The 20,959-nt window shown below is 55.3% G+C and carries 15 protein-coding genes and 1 pseudogene; 8 read left to right on the top strand and 8 right to left on the bottom strand.

What is annotated here, in order from left to right:
• The first annotated feature begins 86 nt into the window (after nt 1-86).
• Nucleotides 87-3,404, top strand: coding sequence for a hypothetical protein (locus tag M2416_RS27005; protein ID WP_374761800.1), 3,318 nt, complete (start codon nt 87-89; stop codon nt 3,402-3,404).
• Nucleotides 3,405-3,481: 77 nt separating this feature from the next.
• Here the strand turns inward: M2416_RS27005 and M2416_RS19990 are convergent, their stop codons facing one another.
• Nucleotides 3,482-4,426, bottom strand: a complete 945-nt coding sequence (locus M2416_RS19990; RefSeq protein WP_259226395.1) for an acyltransferase family protein — start codon at nt 4,424-4,426, stop codon at nt 3,482-3,484.
• 172 nt (nt 4,427-4,598) lie between these two features.
• Here M2416_RS19990 and M2416_RS19985 point away from each other — a divergent pair.
• The 3 genes and pseudogenes from M2416_RS19985 to M2416_RS19975 all read left to right on the top strand — a co-directional run.
• Nucleotides 4,599-4,797 (top strand): annotated as a pseudogene (locus tag M2416_RS19985) (helix-turn-helix domain-containing protein); the annotation flags it as partial.
• A 76-nt stretch (nt 4,798-4,873) separates the two neighbouring features.
• On the top strand, nt 4,874-5,293 hold the full coding sequence (locus M2416_RS19980; RefSeq protein WP_259226394.1) for a translesion error-prone DNA polymerase V autoproteolytic subunit: 420 nt from the start codon (nt 4,874-4,876) through the stop codon (nt 5,291-5,293).
• A gap of 1 nt (nt 5,294) precedes the next feature.
• The gene (locus tag M2416_RS19975) at nt 5,295-6,560 is read left to right on the top strand and encodes a Y-family DNA polymerase (protein WP_259226393.1); all 1,266 of its coding nucleotides are present in this window, start codon (nt 5,295-5,297) and stop codon (nt 6,558-6,560) included.
• A 414-nt stretch (nt 6,561-6,974) separates the two neighbouring features.
• Here M2416_RS19975 and M2416_RS19970 read toward each other — a convergent pair whose 3' ends face one another.
• The 3 genes from M2416_RS19970 to nhaB form a co-directional block, all read right to left on the bottom strand.
• Nucleotides 6,975-7,319: a TehB family protein gene (locus M2416_RS19970; protein ID WP_041146175.1), complete on the bottom strand. Its 345-nt coding sequence runs from the start codon at nt 7,317-7,319 to the stop codon at nt 6,975-6,977.
• A gap of 271 nt (nt 7,320-7,590) precedes the next feature.
• Nucleotides 7,591-8,121: a disulfide bond formation protein DsbB gene (gene dsbB, locus M2416_RS19965; RefSeq protein WP_076947367.1), complete on the bottom strand. Its 531-nt coding sequence runs from the start codon at nt 8,119-8,121 to the stop codon at nt 7,591-7,593.
• A 136-nt stretch (nt 8,122-8,257) separates the two neighbouring features.
• Entirely contained in the window at nt 8,258-9,808 is a 1,551-nt protein-coding gene (gene nhaB, locus M2416_RS19960; RefSeq protein WP_139339449.1) for a sodium/proton antiporter NhaB, read from the bottom strand.
• Between the two features lie 242 nt (nt 9,809-10,050).
• On the opposite strand from nhaB, the gene fadR reads away from it, so the two are divergent.
• Nucleotides 10,051-10,770: a fatty acid metabolism transcriptional regulator FadR gene (gene fadR / locus M2416_RS19955; protein ID WP_041146172.1), complete on the top strand. Its 720-nt coding sequence runs from the start codon at nt 10,051-10,053 to the stop codon at nt 10,768-10,770.
• Nucleotides 10,771-10,845: 75 nt separating this feature from the next.
• Here fadR and M2416_RS19950 read toward each other — a convergent pair whose 3' ends face one another.
• The gene (locus M2416_RS19950) at nt 10,846-12,378 is read right to left on the bottom strand and encodes a SpoVR family protein (protein ID WP_041146171.1); all 1,533 of its coding nucleotides are present in this window, start codon (nt 12,376-12,378) and stop codon (nt 10,846-10,848) included.
• A gap of 321 nt (nt 12,379-12,699) precedes the next feature.
• On the opposite strand from M2416_RS19950, the gene M2416_RS19945 reads away from it, so the two are divergent.
• Both M2416_RS19945 and dadX read left to right on the top strand, forming a co-directional pair.
• On the top strand, nt 12,700-13,998 hold the full coding sequence (locus M2416_RS19945) for a D-amino acid dehydrogenase (RefSeq protein ID WP_259226392.1): 1,299 nt from the start codon (nt 12,700-12,702) through the stop codon (nt 13,996-13,998).
• Between the two features lie 9 nt (nt 13,999-14,007).
• Nucleotides 14,008-15,078, top strand: a complete 1,071-nt coding sequence (gene dadX, locus M2416_RS19940; RefSeq protein ID WP_259226391.1) for a catabolic alanine racemase DadX — start codon at nt 14,008-14,010, stop codon at nt 15,076-15,078.
• A 16-nt stretch (nt 15,079-15,094) separates the two neighbouring features.
• Here the strand turns inward: dadX and M2416_RS19935 are convergent, their stop codons facing one another.
• Together M2416_RS19935 and ldcA are read right to left on the bottom strand one after the other, a co-directional pair.
• Nucleotides 15,095-16,828: a potassium/proton antiporter gene (locus M2416_RS19935; RefSeq protein ID WP_259226390.1), complete on the bottom strand. Its 1,734-nt coding sequence runs from the start codon at nt 16,826-16,828 to the stop codon at nt 15,095-15,097.
• Between the two features lie 92 nt (nt 16,829-16,920).
• Nucleotides 16,921-17,835, bottom strand: coding sequence for a muramoyltetrapeptide carboxypeptidase (gene ldcA / locus M2416_RS19930; protein ID WP_115192408.1), 915 nt, complete (start codon nt 17,833-17,835; stop codon nt 16,921-16,923).
• A 95-nt stretch (nt 17,836-17,930) separates the two neighbouring features.
• On the opposite strand from ldcA, the gene emtA reads away from it, so the two are divergent.
• Complete coding sequence (emtA, locus tag M2416_RS19925; RefSeq protein ID WP_076947373.1) at nt 17,931-18,542, top strand: membrane-bound lytic murein transglycosylase EmtA; 612 nt, start codon at nt 17,931-17,933, stop codon at nt 18,540-18,542.
• A 92-nt stretch (nt 18,543-18,634) separates the two neighbouring features.
• Here emtA and M2416_RS19920 read toward each other — a convergent pair whose 3' ends face one another.
• Nucleotides 18,635-20,755 (bottom strand): TonB-dependent siderophore receptor, encoded by a 2,121-nt coding sequence (locus M2416_RS19920; RefSeq protein WP_259226389.1) that lies wholly within the window; start codon nt 20,753-20,755, stop codon nt 18,635-18,637.
• Nucleotides 20,756-20,959: the final 204 nt, after the last annotated feature.

Raw genomic sequence — 20,959 nt, 5'->3', positions numbered from 1 at the left:
TGCACATGGCAGAAGTTCCACTCCCGACACCTACGCAGGCACCGGTACCCAGCACAGACATCCGGAACAGTGTTTATGCTGGAGCTATGCTGGATACAGTAGTTACCAGCACTGATTTGACCTACATGGATCGCCTTGGTGGTGAGCATTACACCGTCGACGGCATCAAGGCGGAAGGGGATAAGGTCGTTGAGGAAACTCGCCAGAATCTCATCCCCCTCAGCCGGCAGTATATGACGCTGGCCGCCGCTCAGGCTGATATAGCAAATATCCCCGTGGGTAGCACGACATACGTACGAAACTCTGATGGCGGCTCACTGGCTGACGAGTACATCAACAGTGCCGGGACATTGACGGCAACTGGCCGTAAAATGCCATCTCAGAATTACGTTGAGCTATCTGATGCTTCCGCTCAACGAGAGATTTTCAGTAATCGACAGGCGCTATCCGTAACTGATTACACGCTGTCAAAAATGGCTCTGATGGCGCAGCAAAAAATGTTGGCGTTCACTGCCGCAGGTAGCAGGGCGTTCACATCTGAAGATGATGTAACAGTCTTCGTTAGCCAACTATCAGCAAATGAATCCAGTGACGCAAGAGCCAGAAGCCAGGCGCTTAAGATTTCGGCCATCACTAACAGCGGGACGACGACAATCGCCGAGGCGCTGCCAGGCGAAAGTTTCAACCAGGGCGTTATTGACTCGCCATATCACGTGCTCGATCTCACGGGGGTAACTCCGGGGACAGTAATCCTCGATGCCGTCAACTCTGTTCTGCGACTGGTTTTCACCAACATACCGTTACAAAACACAACGCAACTGATAGCCCCGTACTCCGTTATTGATACCACGGGTGTATTCACTGCGGGGAATACTGGCGGCTATGTGTCTGATAAAAAATGTTGTTCGATGTATGGCGTACCTAAACCGTCTGTGCAGCTGACGTTTCCGTATGCTGAGATTATTGCCGCGGGCTATACGCCGGATGCAGCTGGCGGAGTAAAGTATTACATCGATAAATTCAAGTCAGTTGTTATTCATTATAAAACAACAGATATTACAAAAAAGAATGCTAACTTTATCGCTCAGTTACCTGCCGGGGACATCACTATTGCTGTAGACCAGTATCTGGTCATTAATGCCAGCGCATACCATTATAACGGCCAGCAAAAACCAGAGTTCACATCAAACTCACTAGCGCGTTATATTTGTGATGCGAGCAATGATACATTGTCGTCATATACTGGATTGATAGAGTTAAAAATATCATTCCCGGTTGGTCTGGTACGGAATCATGCTGATATAGCAGTAACAGATAAAGACGGGAACTATTTTACCGGCCAGTTCTCAGGAGACGACTTTGTAAACCTTAGATTCCAGTCGAACGAAGGTTTCTGGCCGGATGGGTCATTTAAGACGGGTTCTGTCTGGATTAATGACACCATACCTGCAGGGCAGAAGAAGTATTACAATATTGATATTTATGCAAACACTAAGTTTGTAGATAACTATCCCACATTGAATTATTACGCACCGACGGAGGGGAATAAGCGATTTAATATTACTGTTGGAACGATAACATGCCGATTCAGCTGGGCTTCTTATTTTTATGGGCTGACATCGATAGACTTAACTCCAAATGATGATGTGAATCGGGTTGGTCTGGGGCTGAGCACGCAGCATAGGTATTTAGATGGGGCGACGCAAAAGACAGAGTACTTTACTGAAAATGTTACTTTAAAGTTGTCTAATAACGGTCCTGTTTTTTCAGAGGTTGAGCGTGTAGCATATAACGCAGTCAGTGCGACATACACTGCCGGGGTATTAAAATCCACAACACGTTACCGCATATTCAATAACGGTCAAATTCAGGTTCGTAACCTGGTTACTGCTGTGAGTCAGATCCCTGTCGCTAAAATGCTGGGTGCATTTGTTCCGATTACACTGGTTTATCAGATAGGCGTGGTACCGGATTTTAATTTTTCCTCTCCGGCAGCCATCATTAGCGGGACACCTGTCGGGAATGGTAGATTTTCGGTCGTTCCGACCATCGTCAACGGTGATATCCATCGTGATGGCACGGACGGTGGACCGACGCGCCAGGCGACCATTTCTATGTCGCACACGCCAGAGATCCAGACGCTGGCAATTCGGGCGGGATGGCTAACCGGCTCATCTACCGATTACTCATTCCTGAACTGGCCCGTAGATCAGAACTGGACATGGAGTGCCGAAATTTGGCTAAACACGCGGGAGACTGAATCAGCTAATTTTACGCTGGCGTCAAAAGTACTGAACCGTCCGGTTGCATTTGCAGCAACAGGAATTCTGCCGAATGTTGCGGTTAAACGGGCTGAGCGGTTTTTCCTGGAACTGATGGATGGAGTTGCTGATTTCTGGATGAATGGTGATGCGGCAGGGATCGGGGGAATGACACCGCCATTTGATTACAACAACCCCAGTCAGTTGACCCCGTTCGGTTACCTGGCATGTAGGGAACTACGGAAACCTAATGGGACGCTGACCAGATTATTACCGGCGTTCACTCAGTATCTTAATACGTATTACAGCGGGACGTCATTGGGGACTGCTTATCTGAACGGAAGCAGGGCAATAGCCGATCTCGTCTCAACAGTTCTTAAGCCAATGGTTTCATTTTATCGGGCTGCAGAATATCTTGGCGAAAGCTCTGTAACAACTGCACTCAAACCATATATAACAAATTTTGCTGATGCTATGGTGACAACTGTTAATAATAAAGGGGGGATATCTAATAAGTACACAGACAGCGGAACCGGGGCCACGAACATCAACATTTATGGTCTGTTGTTAGTAGCATTGTCAATTAAATCAGGATTTGACACATCCGGACAATATCAGGTCTGTTACAACACCGTTATCGCTCTGCTGACAAACACATCAACAATCTTTCGTTATACTCCAACCTTGGTGGATTCACAGCCAGTAGCGACGAGCCTTTCGCGCAGCCGCTGGTATAACTACGATATGGATCTGACGGCTGAATACCTGATAATGACGGATATGCTCGGCGTTTCTCCTGCATTCAACAACGTCACGTATGGGCTGCACGGATTATGTGGCGATGGTCGAATCAGGACCATTGATTACAATATTTCTGAAAGCCGGCGGGGTCTGCTGTCGACACCGGTAAGTGTCGCTCTGGCAATGATGATGGACAGAAGGGTCTCAACAGGCAATGCTCTCACTCTGAGTATGCAGGCCTACGAACGTGATTATCTGACAGACCCGTATGCGAGCGGCCGTTTCTATGATCACTCTCCCCGACTAGGTACAGGAATGCCGACAGATATATCCAGTCATAACCGAGTTATGCTGGAAATGTTGGCAGGATATTTTGTGAATCAAATAGCAAGTAAAGGCTAATTGTAATCCTTTTTTAGTTAGTATGAAAAGGTACTGGTTGCCTAAGGCAGCCCACCGATAGCGTGGGCTGCTTTTATTTAACTAAGTATTTTTTTAATTGACGGTATATTTATTTTGTTTATTATTACGCAATAAAATAATGACATTATTATTGTTGTTGTAAATATGGCGGAATCTGATTCGAATACCTTATTGGCTATGCTTAGATGAATGAACTGATGTATATACATAATGCTCATTGAGTTAACGCCAATGAATTCTAGGGGCTTGCACTTTATTATGCTGCTAATAATTACTGCCATAACAACTAGCACCAAAGCAGTAATAAAGCTTATGAATGGTATCCCATATAATGACTGTTTCATATCAAATTTCATTTCAACTTTGTGAGATGAGAAAAACCATATGCAAATCACACAAATTAAAATTACCACCATCGTATTTACTTTTATTTTATATGTTTTGAATAAATAACCGAGGCACATAAATGGAAAAGCATGAAGTGTCACGATTATATTAAGAGGTGTGGTTATTTTAATAAACTGGCTTGCAATGTATGAAAGCGTTAATGATATAATTGCTATGGCGCTTGTCTTTTTTATGCCTAGCTTAACTATTGAAAAATTAAATATTTGCTGTGTGATGAAAAATACGGTGATAAACCAGAAGACTCCCATCCATCCTGTAAGGAGGTTTCCTCCATACAATGATTTGATTACTGATTTTAAAATCATTGATATGCTATCATGATTTAAAATCATATATACAGTTGATATGCCTGTGAAAAATAAAAGATATTTTGAGTATGGTATCAGCAGGTTTGATGATTTGTTCTTTAAATATTGTCTTAATGGTTTTGGTGAATATAAATATCCAGCAAGGAAGAAAAACAATGGCATGTGAAATAAATATATAAATCCAGAGATGTATGAGCCAAAAATATGCCCAGCAACGACAAGTATGATGCCGATCCCCTTCAGCGTATCAACCCAGTCAAATCTACTAAAGATGTCTTTTCCCATTTTGAAATCACTTCATGCGTAAATGTTGAATCACAATATGTTAAAAAAATGACACTTTCAATGTCAACGGTGCAATTAGGATACATAAACATATAGTGAACTGTCGCAACCTGAGAGACTCTGTAACTATGTTTTCGATGTAATTATTCGATCGGACCAAGGCACGCTGCAGAGAGAGCGAGTGAGTGTTGGCGGTCGCAGGCGGGTGATGACGCCGGTAGTTGTCGAGCGGGCACGCAGGATGCTGGAGATTGGCGCTACCCGGCAGCAGGTCGCGGACGTGATCGGGGTGGGGAATGAAGACGATTTACAAATATTTTCCGGCGAGCGAATCCGTACCATCAACATGTTACGACTGCAATAAAAATTGATAGGCGTAACCGATGTTGAACTATGCGGCGTATGAATATACTGTATGTATAAACAGTATTTATATGGTGTCTCATCATGAAGTTTTATACGCCCGTAGAACTACGTCAGATCATCCCACTCCCATTGTTCAGTGACCCTGCGCAATGCGGATTTCCCAGCCCGGCGCAGGATTATGTAGAGCAGCGAATCGACCTCAACGAGTTGTTGATTAACCACCCCAGCGCAACGTATTTCGTTAAGGCGGCCGGAGATAGCATGATCGAGGGTGGCATCAGTGAGGGCGACCTCCTGGTCGTCGATAGCTCGCGTAAAGCATCTCACGGAGATATCGTTATCGCCGCGGTGGATGGGGAATTCACTGTCAAAAAACTACAGCTGAGGCCATCCGTTCAGCTTAACCCTATGAACAGCGCTTATTCCCCGATCGTCGTCGGGAGTGAAGACTCGCTCGACGTGTTCGGCGTCGTTACCTATATCATTAAAGCGGCTGGCTGAGATGTTCGCGCTCTGTGATGTGAACTCATTTTATGCAAGCTGCGAGACAGTGTTCCGGCCAGATTTGAAAGGGCGGCCGGTGGTCGTGCTGTCGAATAACGACGGTTGCGTGATTGCGCGCTCTGCTGAAGCAAAGGCCATTGTGAAAATGGGGGAGCCGTACTTTAAACAAAAGGACCAGTTCCGCCGGCATGGTGTTATCTGCTTCAGTAGTAATTACGAGCTCTACGCAGATATGTCGAATCGGGTGATGACAACGTTAGAAGAGCTCTCGCCGCGGTGCGAAATTTATAGCATTGATGAGGCTTTTTGCGACCTGACAGGCGTGCGTAACTGCCGGGACCTTACCGATTTTGGCCGGGAGATACGTGAGACAGTGTTACGTAGGACACACCTAACCGTAGGTGTGGGAATCGCCCAAACAAAAACCCTCGCGAAGTTGGCAAACCATGCGGCCAAACAATGGCAGCGGCAGACGGGGGGAGTAGTTGACCTGTCCAATATCGAAAAGCAGCGTAAGTTGATGGCTGCACTGCCAGTGAATGAGGTTTGGGGCGTAGGGCGCCGCATTAGCAAAAAACTGGAAACTATGGGCATCAAAACGGTGCTTCAGCTGGCGGATACTGATATCAGGTTTATCCGGAAGCATTTTAATGTGGTGCTGGAGCGAACAGTACGGGAGCTACGTGGGGAGCCTTGTCTCGGTCTGGAGGAGTTTGCGCCGGTAAAACAGGAAATCGTCTGCAGTCGGTCATTTGGCGGGCGTATCACGGAATACCATGAGATGAGGCAGGCGATATGCAGCTATGCCTCGCGCGCAGCGGAGAAACTCCGCGGTGAGCACCAGTATTGCCGGTTTATCTCCTCATTTGTCAAAACGAGTCCGTTTGCGCTGAACGAGCCGTATTACGGCAACAGCGCATCGGTCAAACTGCTGACCCCGACCCAGGACAGCCGGGATATAATCGCCGCGGCGACCAGGTGTCTTGACGCTATCTGGAGAGATGGACATAGGTACCAAAAGGCGGGGGTGATGCTCGGCGATTTCTTCAGCCAGGGCGTAGCCCAGTTAAACCTGTTCGACGATAACGCCCCGCGCAAAAACAGCGAAGCGCTGATGGAGGTTTTGGATCACCTGAACGCGAAGAACGGAAAGGGAGCTTTGTATTTTGCAGGGCAGGGGATTCAGGCCGGCTGGCAGATGAAGCGAGAAATGCTATCGCCACGCTACACAACAAGGTACAGCGACCTGATTACGGTCAGGTGACATTAGCCTCAGGATATGATCGCGGTGTAATGTGAGAATGAAAAATGGTGCGCACCTAAATATCATCTCTACGGGATGCAGGATGTCACGAGTCCGCGTGGTGGTAAACCGATGCGATTACGTTCTGGAAAGGTGCTCGCAAAATGAATATGTAGGGATGGGGCATGGATGGGACAGAAAAGCACCGCAGACGATTCACATTAGAACGTAGATGGTGAAATCGTCCGCGGTAACTTATTCAAATATACCTAGATGCTCCAGATAAGAACTCAGAACCAAAAAATACTGCCGCCTATTTTAAACAAGCCTGACTGGGCGCAGTAGCGACCGCTGCCCGCAGCGCTAAGCAGAACGGCTAAAACAGAGAACCCGCCAACCGGCGGGTTCTCTGTTTTCAGCCATCGGCAGGCGGGATTACGATTTTTTGCTGTGGAACAGCCCGTTTTCGCCGTCGGCGTCATCCTCAACCCAGAAGTTGATATTGAACTGGGCGTCGTCGCTTAATTCGATGCGGTGCCAGTACTGGGGCGGGCTGGTCGCAAACTGCCCGGCGTTAATCACCACTTTGACCTCCGGCTCCGTCGCCTGTTCGTCGGCGAAGCCGTAATAGGTCACCGTCCCTTCCATCACGCAGAGCTGGCCGAAAACGGCGGCGGCGGTGTTGTGGTGGGTGAGCAGGGCGGCAGGTACGTTCTCTTTGGTAAAGAAGGGCGTGGAGCGTTTAACTTTCCAGTTAGCCGGAATACGCAGGTGAGACATCGTGAGCTCCTTAGCGGATGCGAATAAGATGTATTTAATATGCAACTTATAGGGCCTGACGTCAACTCGCGGCAGAGAAAAATATCCTAAAGGCGCGGTACCGGCGACCGGGGCACGCTGCGCTCAACGAACGTCGGGCAGAGGCTGGGGCCTCCCCGGGCCTTTTCATCGCCGAGCCTTCGGCATCGTGGAGAGCAGCTGGGGGGGCGAGGCAAAAAAAAACCTGCCAGCGATTGCTCTGACAGGTTTTACTCTTAGCGGCGCGGCTTGATTAGCGGCCGAACAGATCGCGTTTTTTCGGTTTGAACGGCTGAGCAATCAGCACCAGCACGGCTACAACCAGATAGGCGGCAAAGATCCCCACCAGCCACTGCGGCATCTCCAGCGTCAGGAACTCCCACTGACGCACGGAACAGTCGCCGCTGGCCACGAACATCTGCGGCAGCCACTTATCCAGCGGCAGCCACGTTGGGAAACGGGCGGCAAAGTCGCAGGTCTGGAACGGAGAAGGGTGAAGCTGAATCATGGTATGTTCCCACGCCAGCTGCAGCCCCCGCAGGGCGCTGTAGAGCCAGATAACCAGCGCCACGTAGCGCAGCGGCGTTTTCGGGGCGATAGCGCCGACAATACCGGCTGCCATAATGCCTAATAGCGCACAGCGTTCGTAAATACACATTACGCAGGGCTGCAGCAGCATAACGTGCTGGAACCACAGCGCAACCAACTCAAGCGCGAAAGCGGTGAACGCCATCAGGAGCCAGGCTCCGCGTCCTCTTGAGCACTGGTTTAAATATCGCAACATAGTCTTTTCCCTGAAAAATGCTAAATCATGGCAGTGTAAACGAAAACCGAACCGACGCCAGCAGCTAGTCCGAAAATATTACGTAAAAATATTGCACATCCGCCGCTAGATCCCGGATGTGCAATATGCGTCAGCCTCAGGGAAGCTGCGGCGTCACGAGCCAGCCGTTTTCGAGCATCCACTGCGTTGCCGGCATCAGCGTAAACTCGACGCACAGCAGCCCGACCAGGGTCATCACGATGGTGTAAGGCAGCGCCATCCACACCATTCGCCCGTAGGAGAGGCGAATCAGCGGCGCCAGGGCGGAGGTCAGCAGGAACAGGAATGCCGCCTGGCCGTTAGGCGTGGCGACCGAAGGCAGGTTGGTGCCGGTATTGATAGCGACCGCCAGCAGCTCAAACTGCGGCGGGCTGATGGTGCCCTGCTGCAGCGCGGTTTTGGCCTCGTTGATATAGACCGTGCCGACGAAGACGTTATCGGAAATGGATGACAGCAGGCCGTTAAACAGATAGAACAGCGACAGCTGAGCGTGCGGCGATGCCTGCAGTACGAACTGGATCACCGGCGAGAACAGGTGCTGGTCGATGATTACCGCGACCACGGCGAAAAAGACCGTCAGCAGCGCGGTGAACGGCAGCGCCTCGGTAAAAGCTTTACCGATAGCGTGCTCGTCGGTCACGCCGGAGAAGGTGGTCGCCAGCACGATCACCGACAGACCGATCAGCCCGACCTCCCCAAGATGCAGGGCCAGCGCGGTAATCAGCCAGATGCCGATAATCCCCTGGGCGATAAGCCGCAGCCGATCCTGACGGCTGCGCTGCTGGCGGCTGCGATCGTCGTAATCCTGCAGAACCTTACGCACCGCCGGTGGCAGCGGTTCCCCGTAGCCGAACAGGCCGAACTTCTCCACCAGCAGGCAGGTGAGCAGGCCGCAGACGATGACCGGCAGCGTCACCGGCGCCATGCGTAAGAAGAACTCGCCGAAGTGCCATCCGGCCGCTTTGGCGATGATCAGGTTTTGCGGTTCGCCCACCATGGTCATCACGCCGCCCAGCGCGGTACCGACGCCCGCGTGCATCATCAGGCTGCGCAAAAAGCCGCGGAACTGCTCCAGCACGTCGCGATAGTGCTGGTCGATGTGGCTATCGTCCAGCAGATCGAGATCGTCGGGCCGCGCGGAGGCCACGCGATGATAAATGCCGTAAAATCCCACCGCGACGCTAATCACCACCGCCACCACGGTTAACGCATCGAGGAAGGCGGAGAGGAACGCCGCTGCCAGGCAAAAGGCCAGCGACAGCAGCATCTTGCTGCGGATACCCAGCAGCAGGCGGGTAAAGATAAACAGCAGCAGCTGCTTCATAAAGTAGATCCCGGCCACCATAAATATCAGCAGCAGGAGCACCTCGAGGTTGCCGGCGATCTCATCGCGAATATGCTCTGCGGTGGTCATCCCGATAAATACCGCTTCGATAGCCAGCAGGCCACCGGGCAGCAGCGGATAGCATTTGAGCGCCATCGCCAGGGTAAAAATAAACTCAACCACCAGCAGCCAGCCGGCGACGAAGGGATTGAGGTAGAACGCCAGCGGGTTAATGATTAAGAAAACAATTAAGGTGAGCTTATACCAGTCCGGAGACTGGCCAAGAAAATTACGCCACAGGGCGCGGCCATAAGACATTTCCACGACAGACATCCTTCCCCGTCAAATATTGACATGAATTTACGTATTGCGATTGGCAAGACTACCAGCTGAGCAAAAGGGGAAGCAACCCGGTTCGCATCGCGCCCGGCCTTTGTCAAACGCGAAGAGCAAAATCTCAAAATGAAACGGCGATCCCTTTTTAATTACTTCCCGGCGCTATCTGCCCTATAGCGGCTCTGGTATGATGAGTAGAATTTGCAACGCTGTGTAATGGAAATCTTACTATGGTCATTAAGGCGCAGAGCCCTGCGGGTTTCGCGGAAGAGTACATCATTGAAAGTATATGGAATAACCGCTTTCCCCCGGGCACCATTCTCCCCGCCGAACGTGAGCTTTCTGAACTTATTGGTGTGACCCGTACGACCTTACGCGAAGTTCTGCAACGTCTGGCCCGTGACGGTTGGTTAACGATACAGCACGGCAAACCGACGAAGGTGAACAATTTCTGGGAAACGTCGGGTCTCAATATTCTCGAAACGCTGGCGCGCCTCGATCACGACAGCGTCCCGCAGCTGATCGATAACCTGCTGTCGGTGCGGACCAATATCTCCACTATCTTTATCCGCACGGCCTTCCGTCAGCATCCTGAAAACGCCCTGCAGGTTCTCGCCGCGGCGCGTGAGGTGGAAGACCACGGCGATGCGTTTGCCGATCTCGATTACGGCATCTTCCGCGGCCTGGCCTTTGCCTCCGGCAACCCGATCTACGGCCTGATCCTCAACGGCATGAAGGGCCTGTATACCCGCATTGGCCGCCACTATTTTGCCAATCCGGAAGCGCGCAGCCTGGCGCTGGGCTTCTATCACCAGCTGGCTAAAGTCTGTGAAGAAGGGCAGCACGAGCAGGTTTACGAGATAGTCCGTCGCTACGGGCATGACAGCGGTGAAATCTGGCATCGTATGCAGAAAACGCTGCCGGGTGATTTAGTCATCGGTATGCGCTAAGTCCCACAATAAGATAAAAAAACGCCCGGCGATTATGCCGGGCGTTTTGCTTTATGCGATTTAACGCCGCGCGATTTACAGCGCGTTTTGCCGCGGCGGGCTGCGCTCCAGCAGTTCGATGCTGCCATCGGCATTTTGCTGCTCCAGCAGGATGTCGAATCCCCACAGGCGATGGACGTGCTTGAGCACCTCACGGCGGCCCTTATCCAGCGGTACGCGGTTATGCGGCACGTAGCGCAGCGTCAGCGAACGGTCGCCGCGAAGGTCGACGTTCCACACCTGAATATTCGGCTCGAGGTTGCTCAGGTTGTACTGGGCGGAAAGCTTGGCGCGAATCTCCCGATACCCCTCCTCGTTATGGATGGCCGAAATCTCCAGGTAGTTGTGATGGTCGTCGTCGAGCACCGTAAAGAAGCGGAAATCACGCATAATTTTCGGTGACAGGAACTGGCTGATAAAGCTCTCATCCTTGAAGTCGCGCATGGCAAAATGCAGCGTCTCCAGCCAGTCAGAGCCGGCGATGTCGGGGAACCAGTATTTGTCCTCTTCGGTCGGCGACTGACAAATGCGCTTAATGTCCTGGAACATGGCAAAGCCCAGCGCGTAGGGGTTAATCCCGTTGTACCACTGGCTGTTATAGGGCGGCTGGTAGATAACGTTGGTGTGGCTGTGCAGAAACTCCAGCATAAAGCGTTCCGTCACCTTGCCTTCATCGTACAGGTGGTTAAGGATCGTGTAGTGCCAGAAGGTCGCCCAGCCTTCGTTCATCACCTGCGTCTGCTTCTGCGGATAGAAATACTGGCTCACCTTGCGCACGATACGCAGGATTTCACGCTGCCATGACTCCAGCAGCGGCGCGTTCTTCTCCATAAAGTAGAGCAGGTTTTCCTGCGGCTCCGAAGGGTAGCGGCGCGCGGTTTCGATGGCTTTCTCCTCTTCCCGCTTAGGCAGGGTGCGCCACAGCATATTCACCTGGCTTTGCAGATACTCTTCCCGGCTTTTCTGCCGCGCCTTCTCCTCCTGCAGCGAGATTTTCTGCGGACGCTTGTAGCGGTCGACGCCGTAGTTCATCAGCGCGTGGCAGGAGTCGAGCAGTTTCTCCACCTCATCAACGCCGTAACGCTCCTCGCACTCGGTGATGTATTTGCGGGCGAAGATCAGGTAGTCGATTATCGAGCTGGCGTCGGTCCAGCTGCGGAACAGGTAGTTATTCTTGAAAAAGGAGTTGTGCCCGTAGCAGGCGTGAGCCATCACCAGCGCCTGCATGGTAATGGTGTTCTCCTCCATCAGGTAGGCGATGCAGGGGTTAGAGTTGATGACAATTTCGTAGGCCAGCCCCTGCTGGCCGTGCTTATACGCCTGCTCGGTTTCGATAAATTTCTTACCAAACGACCAGTGCGGGTAGTTGATTGGCATTCCGACGCTGGAGTAGGCATCCATCATCTGCTCGGAAGTAATGACTTCGATCTGATGCGGATAGGTGTCGAGACGGTACAGCTTCGCGACCCGGTCAACCTCGGCGAGGTAGGTTTCCAGCAGTTCAAAAGTCCAGTCGGGTCCATCGCTTAAACGAGTCGTGTCCCTGTTTATGGAATCAATCGTAGCCATTAGCGCGCCCTCATTGTCGGTGACTCTCTCTATACGGAGAGCCTCACAACAAGCATAGAACACGGCTCGGCAAACTGCGCCTGCGGACAATTTCTTTTCTTCGCGATTTAGCAATCTTAAAGGCCTGGTTTAGCCTTTCATGCAGAATTTTATTCTGAGGAAAAATGAAGCGCAGCAGGAGATAGTAAATCTTTGGGGGCAGGGCTGGTGCGGTTCGCTGTGAGATAAGTCACCATAAATAAAGCGTATGTTGAATAATATTTTCAACTGAGTTATCAATTTGTAATCAGATGATTGTTCTTTAACTATTACGGAGTCGCTATGCGAGTCGTCATACTGGGAAGTGGGGTGGTTGGGGTAGCTAGTGCATGGTATTTAAGTCAGGCAGGGCATCAGGTGACGGTGATCGACCGCCAGCCGGGGCCGGCGGAAGAGACCAGCGCCGCCAATGCCGGACAGATCTCCCCGGGCTACGCCGCACCCTGGGCCGCGCCCGGCGTGCCGCTGAAGGCTGTTAAGTGGATGTTCCAGCGCCACGCGCCGCTGGCGATCGGCCTTGACGGCACGCAGTTCCAGCTAAAATGGATGTGGCAGATGCTGCGCAACTGCGACACCCGCCACTATATGGAAAACAAAGGCCGCATGGTTCGTCTGGCGGAGTACAGCCGCGACTGCCTGAAGGCGCTGCGCGAAAGCACCGGCATCCAGTATGAAGGGCGCCAGGGCGGGACGCTGCAGCTTTTCCGTACCGAAAAACAGTATGAGAACGCCACCCGCGATATCGCCGTGCTGCAGGATGCCGGCGTGCCGTATCAGCTGCTGGAGGCGAAACGTCTGCGGGAAGTCGAACCCGCCTTAGCCGAGGTCAGCCACAGGCTGACCGGCGGCCTGCGTTTGCCGAACGATGAAACCGGCGACTGCCAGCTGTTTACCACGCGCCTGGCGGCGATGGCGGAGCAGGCGGGCGTCACCTTCCGCTTCAATACCTCGGTTGACGCGCTGCTGTACGAAGGAGAGCAGATCGCCGGCGTGAAGTGCGGGGATGAAATTGTCAAAGGCGATGCCTACGTCATGGCCTTCGGCTCCTACTCGACGGCGATGCTGAAAGGGCTGGTGGACATCCCGGTCTATCCGCTGAAGGGCTACTCGCTGACGATCCCGATCGCCGAGGAGGACGGGGCGCCGGTATCGACTATCCTTGATGAGACTTACAAAATTGCGATTACCCGCTTCGACCAGCGGATCCGCGTCGGCGGGATGGCGGAAATCGTCGGCTTTAATAAAGAGCTGCTGCAGCCGCGTCGCGAAACGCTGGAGATGGTGGTGCGCGATCTGTTCCCGCGCGGCGGCCACGTAGAGCAGGCGACCTTCTGGACCGGCCTCCGTCCGATGACCCCGGACGGCACGCCGGTGGTCGGGCGCACGCCGTATAAAAACCTGTGGCTCAATACCGGGCACGGCACCCTGGGCTGGACCATGGCGTGCGGCTCAGGACAGCTTTTGAGCGATTTAATTTCGGGTCGCACTCCGGCTATTCCGTACGACGATCTTGCCGTCGCCCGCTATAGCCCGGGCTTCACTCCGGCGCGTGCTCAGCACCTGCACGGCGTTCACAACTAAGGAGTTTTCATGTCCCGTCCGGTACTGGCCAGCATTGATTTGTCGGCCCTGCGGCAGAATTTGCAGATTGTCCGGCGCGCGGCTCCTGGCTCGCGGCTGTGGGCGGTGGTGAAAGCCAACGCCTACGGCCACGGCCTGGCGCGCGTGTGGAGTGCGCTCAGCGGCGCAGATGGCTTTGCCATGCTGAACCTTGAAGAGGCGATCCTGCTGCGTGAGCAGGGCTGGAAAGGGCCGATTCTGCTGCTCGAGGGCTTCTTCCACGCCGACGAGCTGGCGCTGTTTGATAAGTATCGCCTGACCACCAGCGTGCACAGCAACTGGCAAATCAAGGCGCTGCAGCAGGCGAAGCTTCACGCTCCGCTGGATATCTACGTTAAGGTCAACAGCGGTATGAACCGGCTGGGCTTTATGCCGGAGCGCATCCATACCGTCTGGCAGCAGCTGCGGGCGCTGGGCAACGTCAGCGAAATGACGCTGATGTCGCACTTTGCCGACGCGGAAAATCCGCAGGGCATCGTCGAGCCGATGCGCCGCATTGAGCAGGCGGCGGAAGGGCTGGCGTGCTCGCGCTCGCTGGCAAACTCGGCGGCGACCCTCTGGCTCCCGGAGGCGCATTTTGACTGGGTCAGGCCGGGGATCGTGCTGTACGGCGCCTCGCCGTCCGGCCAGTGGCAGGATATCGCCAACAGCGGCCTGAAGCCGGTGATGACCCTCAGCAGCGAGATTATTGCCGTGCAGAACCTGAAGGCGGGTGAGGCGGTGGGCTACGGCGGCCTCTACCGGACGACGGAGGAGCAGCGGATTGGCATCGTGGCCTGCGGCTATGCCGACGGCTATCCGCGCATCGCGCCGGCGGGAACGCCGGTGCTGGTTGACGGCGTGCGCACCACGCTGGTGGGGCGCGTGTCGATGGATATGCTGGCGGTAGACCTCACGCCATGCCCACAGGCCGGGATCGGTGCGCCGGTCGAACTGTGGGGCAAGGAAGTGAAAATCGACGACGTAGCCGCCGCCAGCGGCACCGTCGGCTATGAGCTCATGTGCGCTCTGGCGCCGCGCGTCCCTGTTGTGACGGCGTAACTTTCCGTGAGGCGGATCACTCCGCCTCGTCTTCCGCAACGCGAACGCCCACCTTCAGAACGTGGTCTTCTTCTTTTTCCGCTACCGTCCACACCATGCCGGCAAACTCAACCTGGTCACCCACTACCGGCGCCGCACCGAGCTGTTGCTGCACCACGTCGCCTAGCGACAGCTGGCGATCGCGATACTCTTCCCCGCCGTCGAGGCCGTAAATTTGCGCGACGTCGGCAAACCTGGCGCTGGCGTCAAGAATAAAGTCGCCGAAGAAGCGCTGGTCGAGCGCTACCGGCGGCGACTGGCTGAACATCTTACCCAGCGCGGGCAGGTCGCGCTCGCGGCCGATCACGCACAGAATATCACCCTCCAGCAGGCGGGTGCTGCCGGTGGGGTGCAGCAGCGCGTTATCGCGAAACAGGGCGGCAATGCGCGTTTCCGGCGGCATATGCAGATCGCGAAGCGCCGCGCCGACGCACCATTTATCGGCGCTGAGCTGATAGACGAACTGCTCCCACGGATTCTCCGGATGGATATCCAGCCCGACCCGGGAAATGGGCCAGCCGACCGGTGGGACCACCACCCGCGCTTTTTTCGCCGCCCACGACAGCGAGGTGCCCTGCAGCAGCAGCGAGACCAGCACCACGAAGAAGGCGACGTTGAAGAACAAGCGCGCATTCTCAAGCCCGGCCATCATCGGGAATACGGCGAGGATAATCGGTACCGCGCCGCGTAATCCCACCCAGCTGATGAAGATGCGCTCGCGCAGGTTAAACCCGCGAAACGGCAGCAGGCCGGCGAAGACCGACAGCGGACGGGCGATAAAAATCATCCACATCGACAGCAGCAGCGCCGGGATCGCAATCGGCCACAGGTCCGACGGCGTCACCAGCAGGCCGAGCACCAGGAACATGGCGATTTGCGCCAGCCACGCCAGGCCGTCGAAGTTTTGCAGAATGCCGTGGCGGTTGCGAATCGGCCGGTTGCCGAGCAGGAAGCCGCACAGATAGACCGCCAGGATGCCGCTGCCGTCCAGCGAGGTGGTGACGGCGAAAATCATAATTCCGCCGCTCAGCGCCAGCAGAGGATAGAGGCCGGTCGGCAGCACGATGCGGTTTATCATCTGCAGGAGCAGATAGCCGCCGCCGAGGCCGATGACGATCCCGAGGCCAAACTGCTGCACGATGTGGACCGCAAACATCCAGCTGAGGCCGGTTTCGTGCTGCTGAATCATCTCGATAAGCGTGATGGTCAGAAATACCGCCATCGGATCGTTGCTGCCGGATTCGATCTCCAGCGTTGAGCCGACGCGCTCGTTGAGGCCCTTGCCGCCGAGCAGGGAGAAGACCGCCGCGGCGTCGGTAGAGCCAACAATCGCGCCGATCAGCATCCCCTCAATCAGGTTGAGATGAAACAGCCACGCCGCCATCAGCCCGGTCAGGCAGGAGGTGATCAGTACCCCGACGGTGGCCAGCGAAAGCGCGGGCCACAGCGCCACGCGAAAGGAGCTGGCCTGGGTGCGCATCCCGCCGTCCAGCAGGATCACCGCCAGCGCCAGGTTACTCACCATATAGGCGAAAGGGTAGTTGTCAAAAGGGATGCCGCCGATACCGTCAACGCCCGCCAGCATGCCGATAGCCAGGAAGATGACCAGAATCGGAATGCCGAGACGTGAGGAAAAGGAACTCAATAAAATGCTACAGGTTACTAATACAGAACCCAGAATAAACAGACTAATAACCGCACCGGCATCCAATGTTCATGCACTCCTTACGCGTATGAAGACTTTGAGAAATTGACATCATATTAACCATCCGCGCGGGATCCGGAAATGTGTCACGGAAAATTTTATTCCGTCAGCACCGGATGGCCGCTCAGCGTGAGGGTGGTGGTGGCCGCATTGTTCACCAGCAGCGCCCGCGCGCCGAGCGGCAGGGTGACGGTGCGCTGCTCGTGGCCGAAATCTAAGCCGTCGATCAGCGGAATAGCGAGCTGCGCGCGCAGGTAAGCGTAGACCGCCGGTAAATCGTATCCGGCGTCGTAATCGTTGGGCGCGGCGCCGCTGAAGCTGCCGAGGATAATCGCCCGCTGGCGCGCAAGAATACCGCTGTGCAGCAGCTGCAGCAGCATGCGCTCGACGCGGAACGGATGTTCGTTGATATCTTCCAGCACCAGAATGCCGTCGGCAATCTGCGGCAGCCACGGCGTGCCGATAAGCGAGGTGAGCATCGCCAGGTTGCCGCCCCACAGCGTGCCCTGCGCGCGGCACTCCGGACCGTCGCCGTCCCATTCGAGGGTAAACTGCGGGCTGCTCAGCGCCTGCCAGAAGTGAAATTCCGTGAACGGATCCAGCGTTTCTGCACCAAAGTTACCTGCCAGCATCGGCCCGCTGAAGGTGATTATGCTACCCTTTGCCAGCAGACCCAGCTGGATCGCCGTGAAATCACTGTGGCCGCAGATCAGCAGCGGATCCTGCCGCTGGCGCGCGGTCAGGCCCTGCCAGTCGATGTGTGGGAGCAGGCGGCTGGCGCCGTAGCCGCCGCGTACCGGCATCACGATGCGGTTGCTACCGTCGAGGGTGACGAGCTGGTTGATATCGTCCAGGCGTTGCTGCTCAGTCCCGGCAAAGCGCTGCTGTCGGCGGGTAATGACCTGCTGGTTCATCACCTGGTGTCCTGCTTCCAGCAGACGGCTGACGCCGCGGGCCGCCGCCTGCTGGTTGGTGCAGTAGCCTGAGGGGGCGACCAGATAAAACTGGGACATGACAATTCCTTGCTAAGAATGAAAGGGTTATCATGCCGCCTGGAGCGATTATTGTCATCTCCAGGCAGCAAACTTCAGCCAATAAGGATAGATGTGTGAAATTGAGATGGTGCGTTTTTTTATTTGTGTTGCTGGCCGGCTGTAGCTCGAAACATGATTACCGCAATCCGCCGTGGAACGCCGAGGTTCCGGTGAAGCGGGCGATGCAGTGGATGCCAATCAGCGAAAAAGCCGGCGCGGCGTGGGGCGTTGACCCGCAGCTGGTGACGGCGATAATTGCCATTGAGTCCGGTGGTAATCCCACGGTAGTGAGTAAATCCGGCGCGGTTGGCCTGATGCAGCTGAAGCCTTCGACCTCCGGGCGCGATGTTTACCAGCGCATGGGCTGGCGCGGCGAGCCGTCGGTGAGCGAGCTGAAAAACCCGGAGCGCAATATTTCGATGGGCGCGGCCTATCTGAGCATTCTTGAGAACGGCCCGCTGGCCGGGATTAAAGACCCGCAGGTGATGCGCTACGCGGTGGTGGTCTCCTACGCCAACGGCGCCGGCGCGCTGCTGCGCACCTTCTCGTCGAACCGGCAGGACGCGATTGACGAGATCAATGATATGGATGCCGACGACTTCTTCGAGCACGTAGCGAAAAAGCATCCGGCTCCGCAGGCGCCGCGCTATATCTGGAAGCTGCAGAAAGCGCTGGACGCAATGTAATTATCGCCGCCTTGCGCCACTTGCGCCGCGCTTAGCGGGGCGACAGAACGCGTGATTCTGTCGCCCGCAGGCGCGGCGTTTTAGACCAGAGCTTAGAAATCGTAGCCGACGGTGGCCGTCACGCTGCGCTCCGCGCCCCAGTAGCAGTTGCCGGTGCCGTAGCAGCCGGACAAATACTCCCGGTCGCTGAGGTTATTCGCATTCACCTGCACGAACGCCCCTTTCAGCGACGGCGACCAGACGCCGAGATCCGCACGCACCATGGCATCCAGCAGGGTCACCGACGGCAGACGCTCGGTATTGGCATCATCCGCCCACTGTTTCCCGATGTAGCGAACCCCCGCACCGGCGCTGATCCCTGCCGGGAACTGATAGCGCGCCCAGAATGAAGCCATCTGATCCGGCGAGAGCTGCGGGGTATTATCGTTGGTGCCGTCCCTGGTTTCCTGGAAGCGCAGGCGGTTCCAGGTATAGGAGGCGATGGTGCTCAGCTGCGGCGTAATTTGGTTATGCATCTCCAGCTCGACGCCCTGAGAGTGCACCTTCCCGGCCGGAACAAAGGTCGCGGTGGCGATATTCGGATCGCGGGTGGCCACGTCTTTCTGGGTTAAATCATAGATAGCGATACTGTACATATCGGCGCTGCCCGGCGGCTGGAACTTCAGACCCGCTTCTACCTGTTCCGCGGTCGTCGGTTTAAGCAGGGTGCCGTCGGCTCCCGGCAGCATTGCCGGGGTAATGGCCTGGCTGTAGCTCAGGTACGGCGAGAGGCCGTTTTCCAGAGCGTACAGCAGGGAGGCGCGGCCGCTGATATGGTCATCCGAACGGCGGCTCGAGGTGCCGAACGTGTCGCTGACCTGCTGGGAAACGATGCGATCGTAGCGGCCGGAGAGATCCAGATGCCAGCGATTCCACACCATTTCATCCTGCAGATAGAGCCCGGTTTGATAGTAGCGGCGGTTATTGTTGTCGCTGTAGGTGACGGTATGCCCGGTCTGGGCGGTATAGCCGCTAAACGGATCGAGCGGCGAGGCGCTGCCGGCTCCGGTCCATAAATCGTTGCGGAAGCGGTGATATTCCGCGCCGAGGATGAGGGTATGCGCCAGCTCGCCGGTATTAAAATCGGCGCGCAGGCGGTTATCCGTAGACCACGCGTCCAGCGAGCCGCGCGAGCCGCTGTAGCCGCGAGAGAGCATATTGCTATCGTCAACCCAGCCCACCTGATACACCTGATCTAACGAGACGTTGGTGTGGGTATAGCTGCCGGCGGAGTAGGCTGACCAGACGTCGCTGAACTGGTGATTAAACTCATAGCTGTAGATCTGCTCGCGACGCTGATAGCCATCGGCCGGATCGCCTTCGTTGGTGCTGGTGGAGAGCTTGCGCCCGTTGCGCGCGTAGCGGGTGCCGTCCAGCGGCAGCGAGCCGTGATAGCCGCCCGACGGATCTTTTTGCAGATAGGCGCGCAGCAGCAGCGACGTGTCGCTATCCGGCTGCCAGAGCAGGGACGGCGAAATGGCGTAACGCTCTTCGCGGGAGTTGTCATACTGGGTATCGCTGGAGCGCGTCATGCCGATAATCCGATAGGCCCACTGGTCGTTAATGGCATCGGTATAGTCGAAGGCGGCGCCTTTGGTATTTTGCGTTCCGCCGCTGAGACGGAAATGACCTTCAGAGGTGAACTGCGGGCGCTTCGAGGTCAGGTTGACCAGGCCGCCCGGCACGCTTTGCCCGTACAGCGCGGAGGAGGGGCCGCGAATAACGTCCACCCGCTCGATAAACCACGGATCGACCTGAATGACGTTGTGGCTCCCGCCGTCGCTCATCAGACGCATGCCGTCGAGGAACAGGTTGTCGACGTCGCCGCCGTGATAGCCGCGCAGGGAGACGGTATCAAAACGCGTCGCGCCGCCGCCAAAGCTCGAGTAGACGCCGGGCGTGTACTGCAGCGCCTGGCTAATCGTATTCGCGCCCTGATCGGCCATTTGCTGCCGGGTAATAACCGACACCGATTGGGCGGTAGTAATCAGCGGTTGATCGGTTTTGGTGGCCCCTGCGGAGGTCTTTGCGCTATAGCCCACGGTGGGCGTGCTGGCGGAGTCGACGGGCTGGGCGGTAACCACGACCGTCTCTTCCGCAAGACCTGCGAGAGGAAAAGCGGTAGCGAGGGCGCACAGCAAGGCGGAGCGTTTGAAGGTGACGCGAGCGATCATTGCATAATCCTGATGTTACGCAGCCTGGTACTCCTGTACGCCGCCGCGTGAAAAAGCGAAATTGTCAATTTTCGTCATAAAGTAATGCGAATTATTATTGTTTATCTTTTCGTTATCAAGATGTAATTGGCGCGCAGAAAAGTAAAACCTCATGATAAATATGGTATTTATCGGTGCAGCCGCGGCGTGCGGGGGAGGAAGGCG

Source organism: Klebsiella sp. BIGb0132 (genome assembly GCF_024810075.1).
GTDB lineage: Bacteria > Pseudomonadota > Gammaproteobacteria > Enterobacterales > Enterobacteriaceae > Klebsiella > Klebsiella terrigena.
This window is presented reverse-complemented; position numbering and strand designations above follow the sequence as displayed.

Excerpts from the sequence above, each read along its gene's own strand:
- dadX (WP_259226391.1), top strand. The coding sequence starts at position 14,008 with ATGTCCCGTCCGGTACTGGCCAGCATTGATTTGTCGGCCCTGCGGCAG.
- dsbB (WP_076947367.1), bottom strand. The coding sequence starts at position 8,121 with ATGTTGCGATATTTAAACCAGTGCTCAAGAGGACGCGGAGCCTGGCTC.
- M2416_RS19945 (WP_259226392.1), top strand. The coding sequence starts at position 12,700 with ATGCGAGTCGTCATACTGGGAAGTGGGGTGGTTGGGGTAGCTAGTGCA.
- fadR (WP_041146172.1), top strand. The coding sequence starts at position 10,051 with ATGGTCATTAAGGCGCAGAGCCCTGCGGGTTTCGCGGAAGAGTACATC.
- M2416_RS19990 (WP_259226395.1), bottom strand. The coding sequence starts at position 4,426 with ATGGGAAAAGACATCTTTAGTAGATTTGACTGGGTTGATACGCTGAAG.
- M2416_RS19920 (WP_259226389.1), bottom strand. The coding sequence starts at position 20,755 with ATGATCGCTCGCGTCACCTTCAAACGCTCCGCCTTGCTGTGCGCCCTC.
- ldcA (WP_115192408.1), bottom strand. The coding sequence starts at position 17,835 with ATGTCCCAGTTTTATCTGGTCGCCCCCTCAGGCTACTGCACCAACCAG.
- M2416_RS19970 (WP_041146175.1), bottom strand. The coding sequence starts at position 7,319 with ATGTCTCACCTGCGTATTCCGGCTAACTGGAAAGTTAAACGCTCCACG.
- M2416_RS19950 (WP_041146171.1), bottom strand. The coding sequence starts at position 12,378 with ATGGCTACGATTGATTCCATAAACAGGGACACGACTCGTTTAAGCGAT.
- M2416_RS19980 (WP_259226394.1), top strand. The coding sequence starts at position 4,874 with ATGAAGTTTTATACGCCCGTAGAACTACGTCAGATCATCCCACTCCCA.
- M2416_RS27005 (WP_374761800.1), top strand. The coding sequence starts at position 87 with ATGCTGGATACAGTAGTTACCAGCACTGATTTGACCTACATGGATCGC.
- M2416_RS19975 (WP_259226393.1), top strand. The coding sequence starts at position 5,295 with ATGTTCGCGCTCTGTGATGTGAACTCATTTTATGCAAGCTGCGAGACA.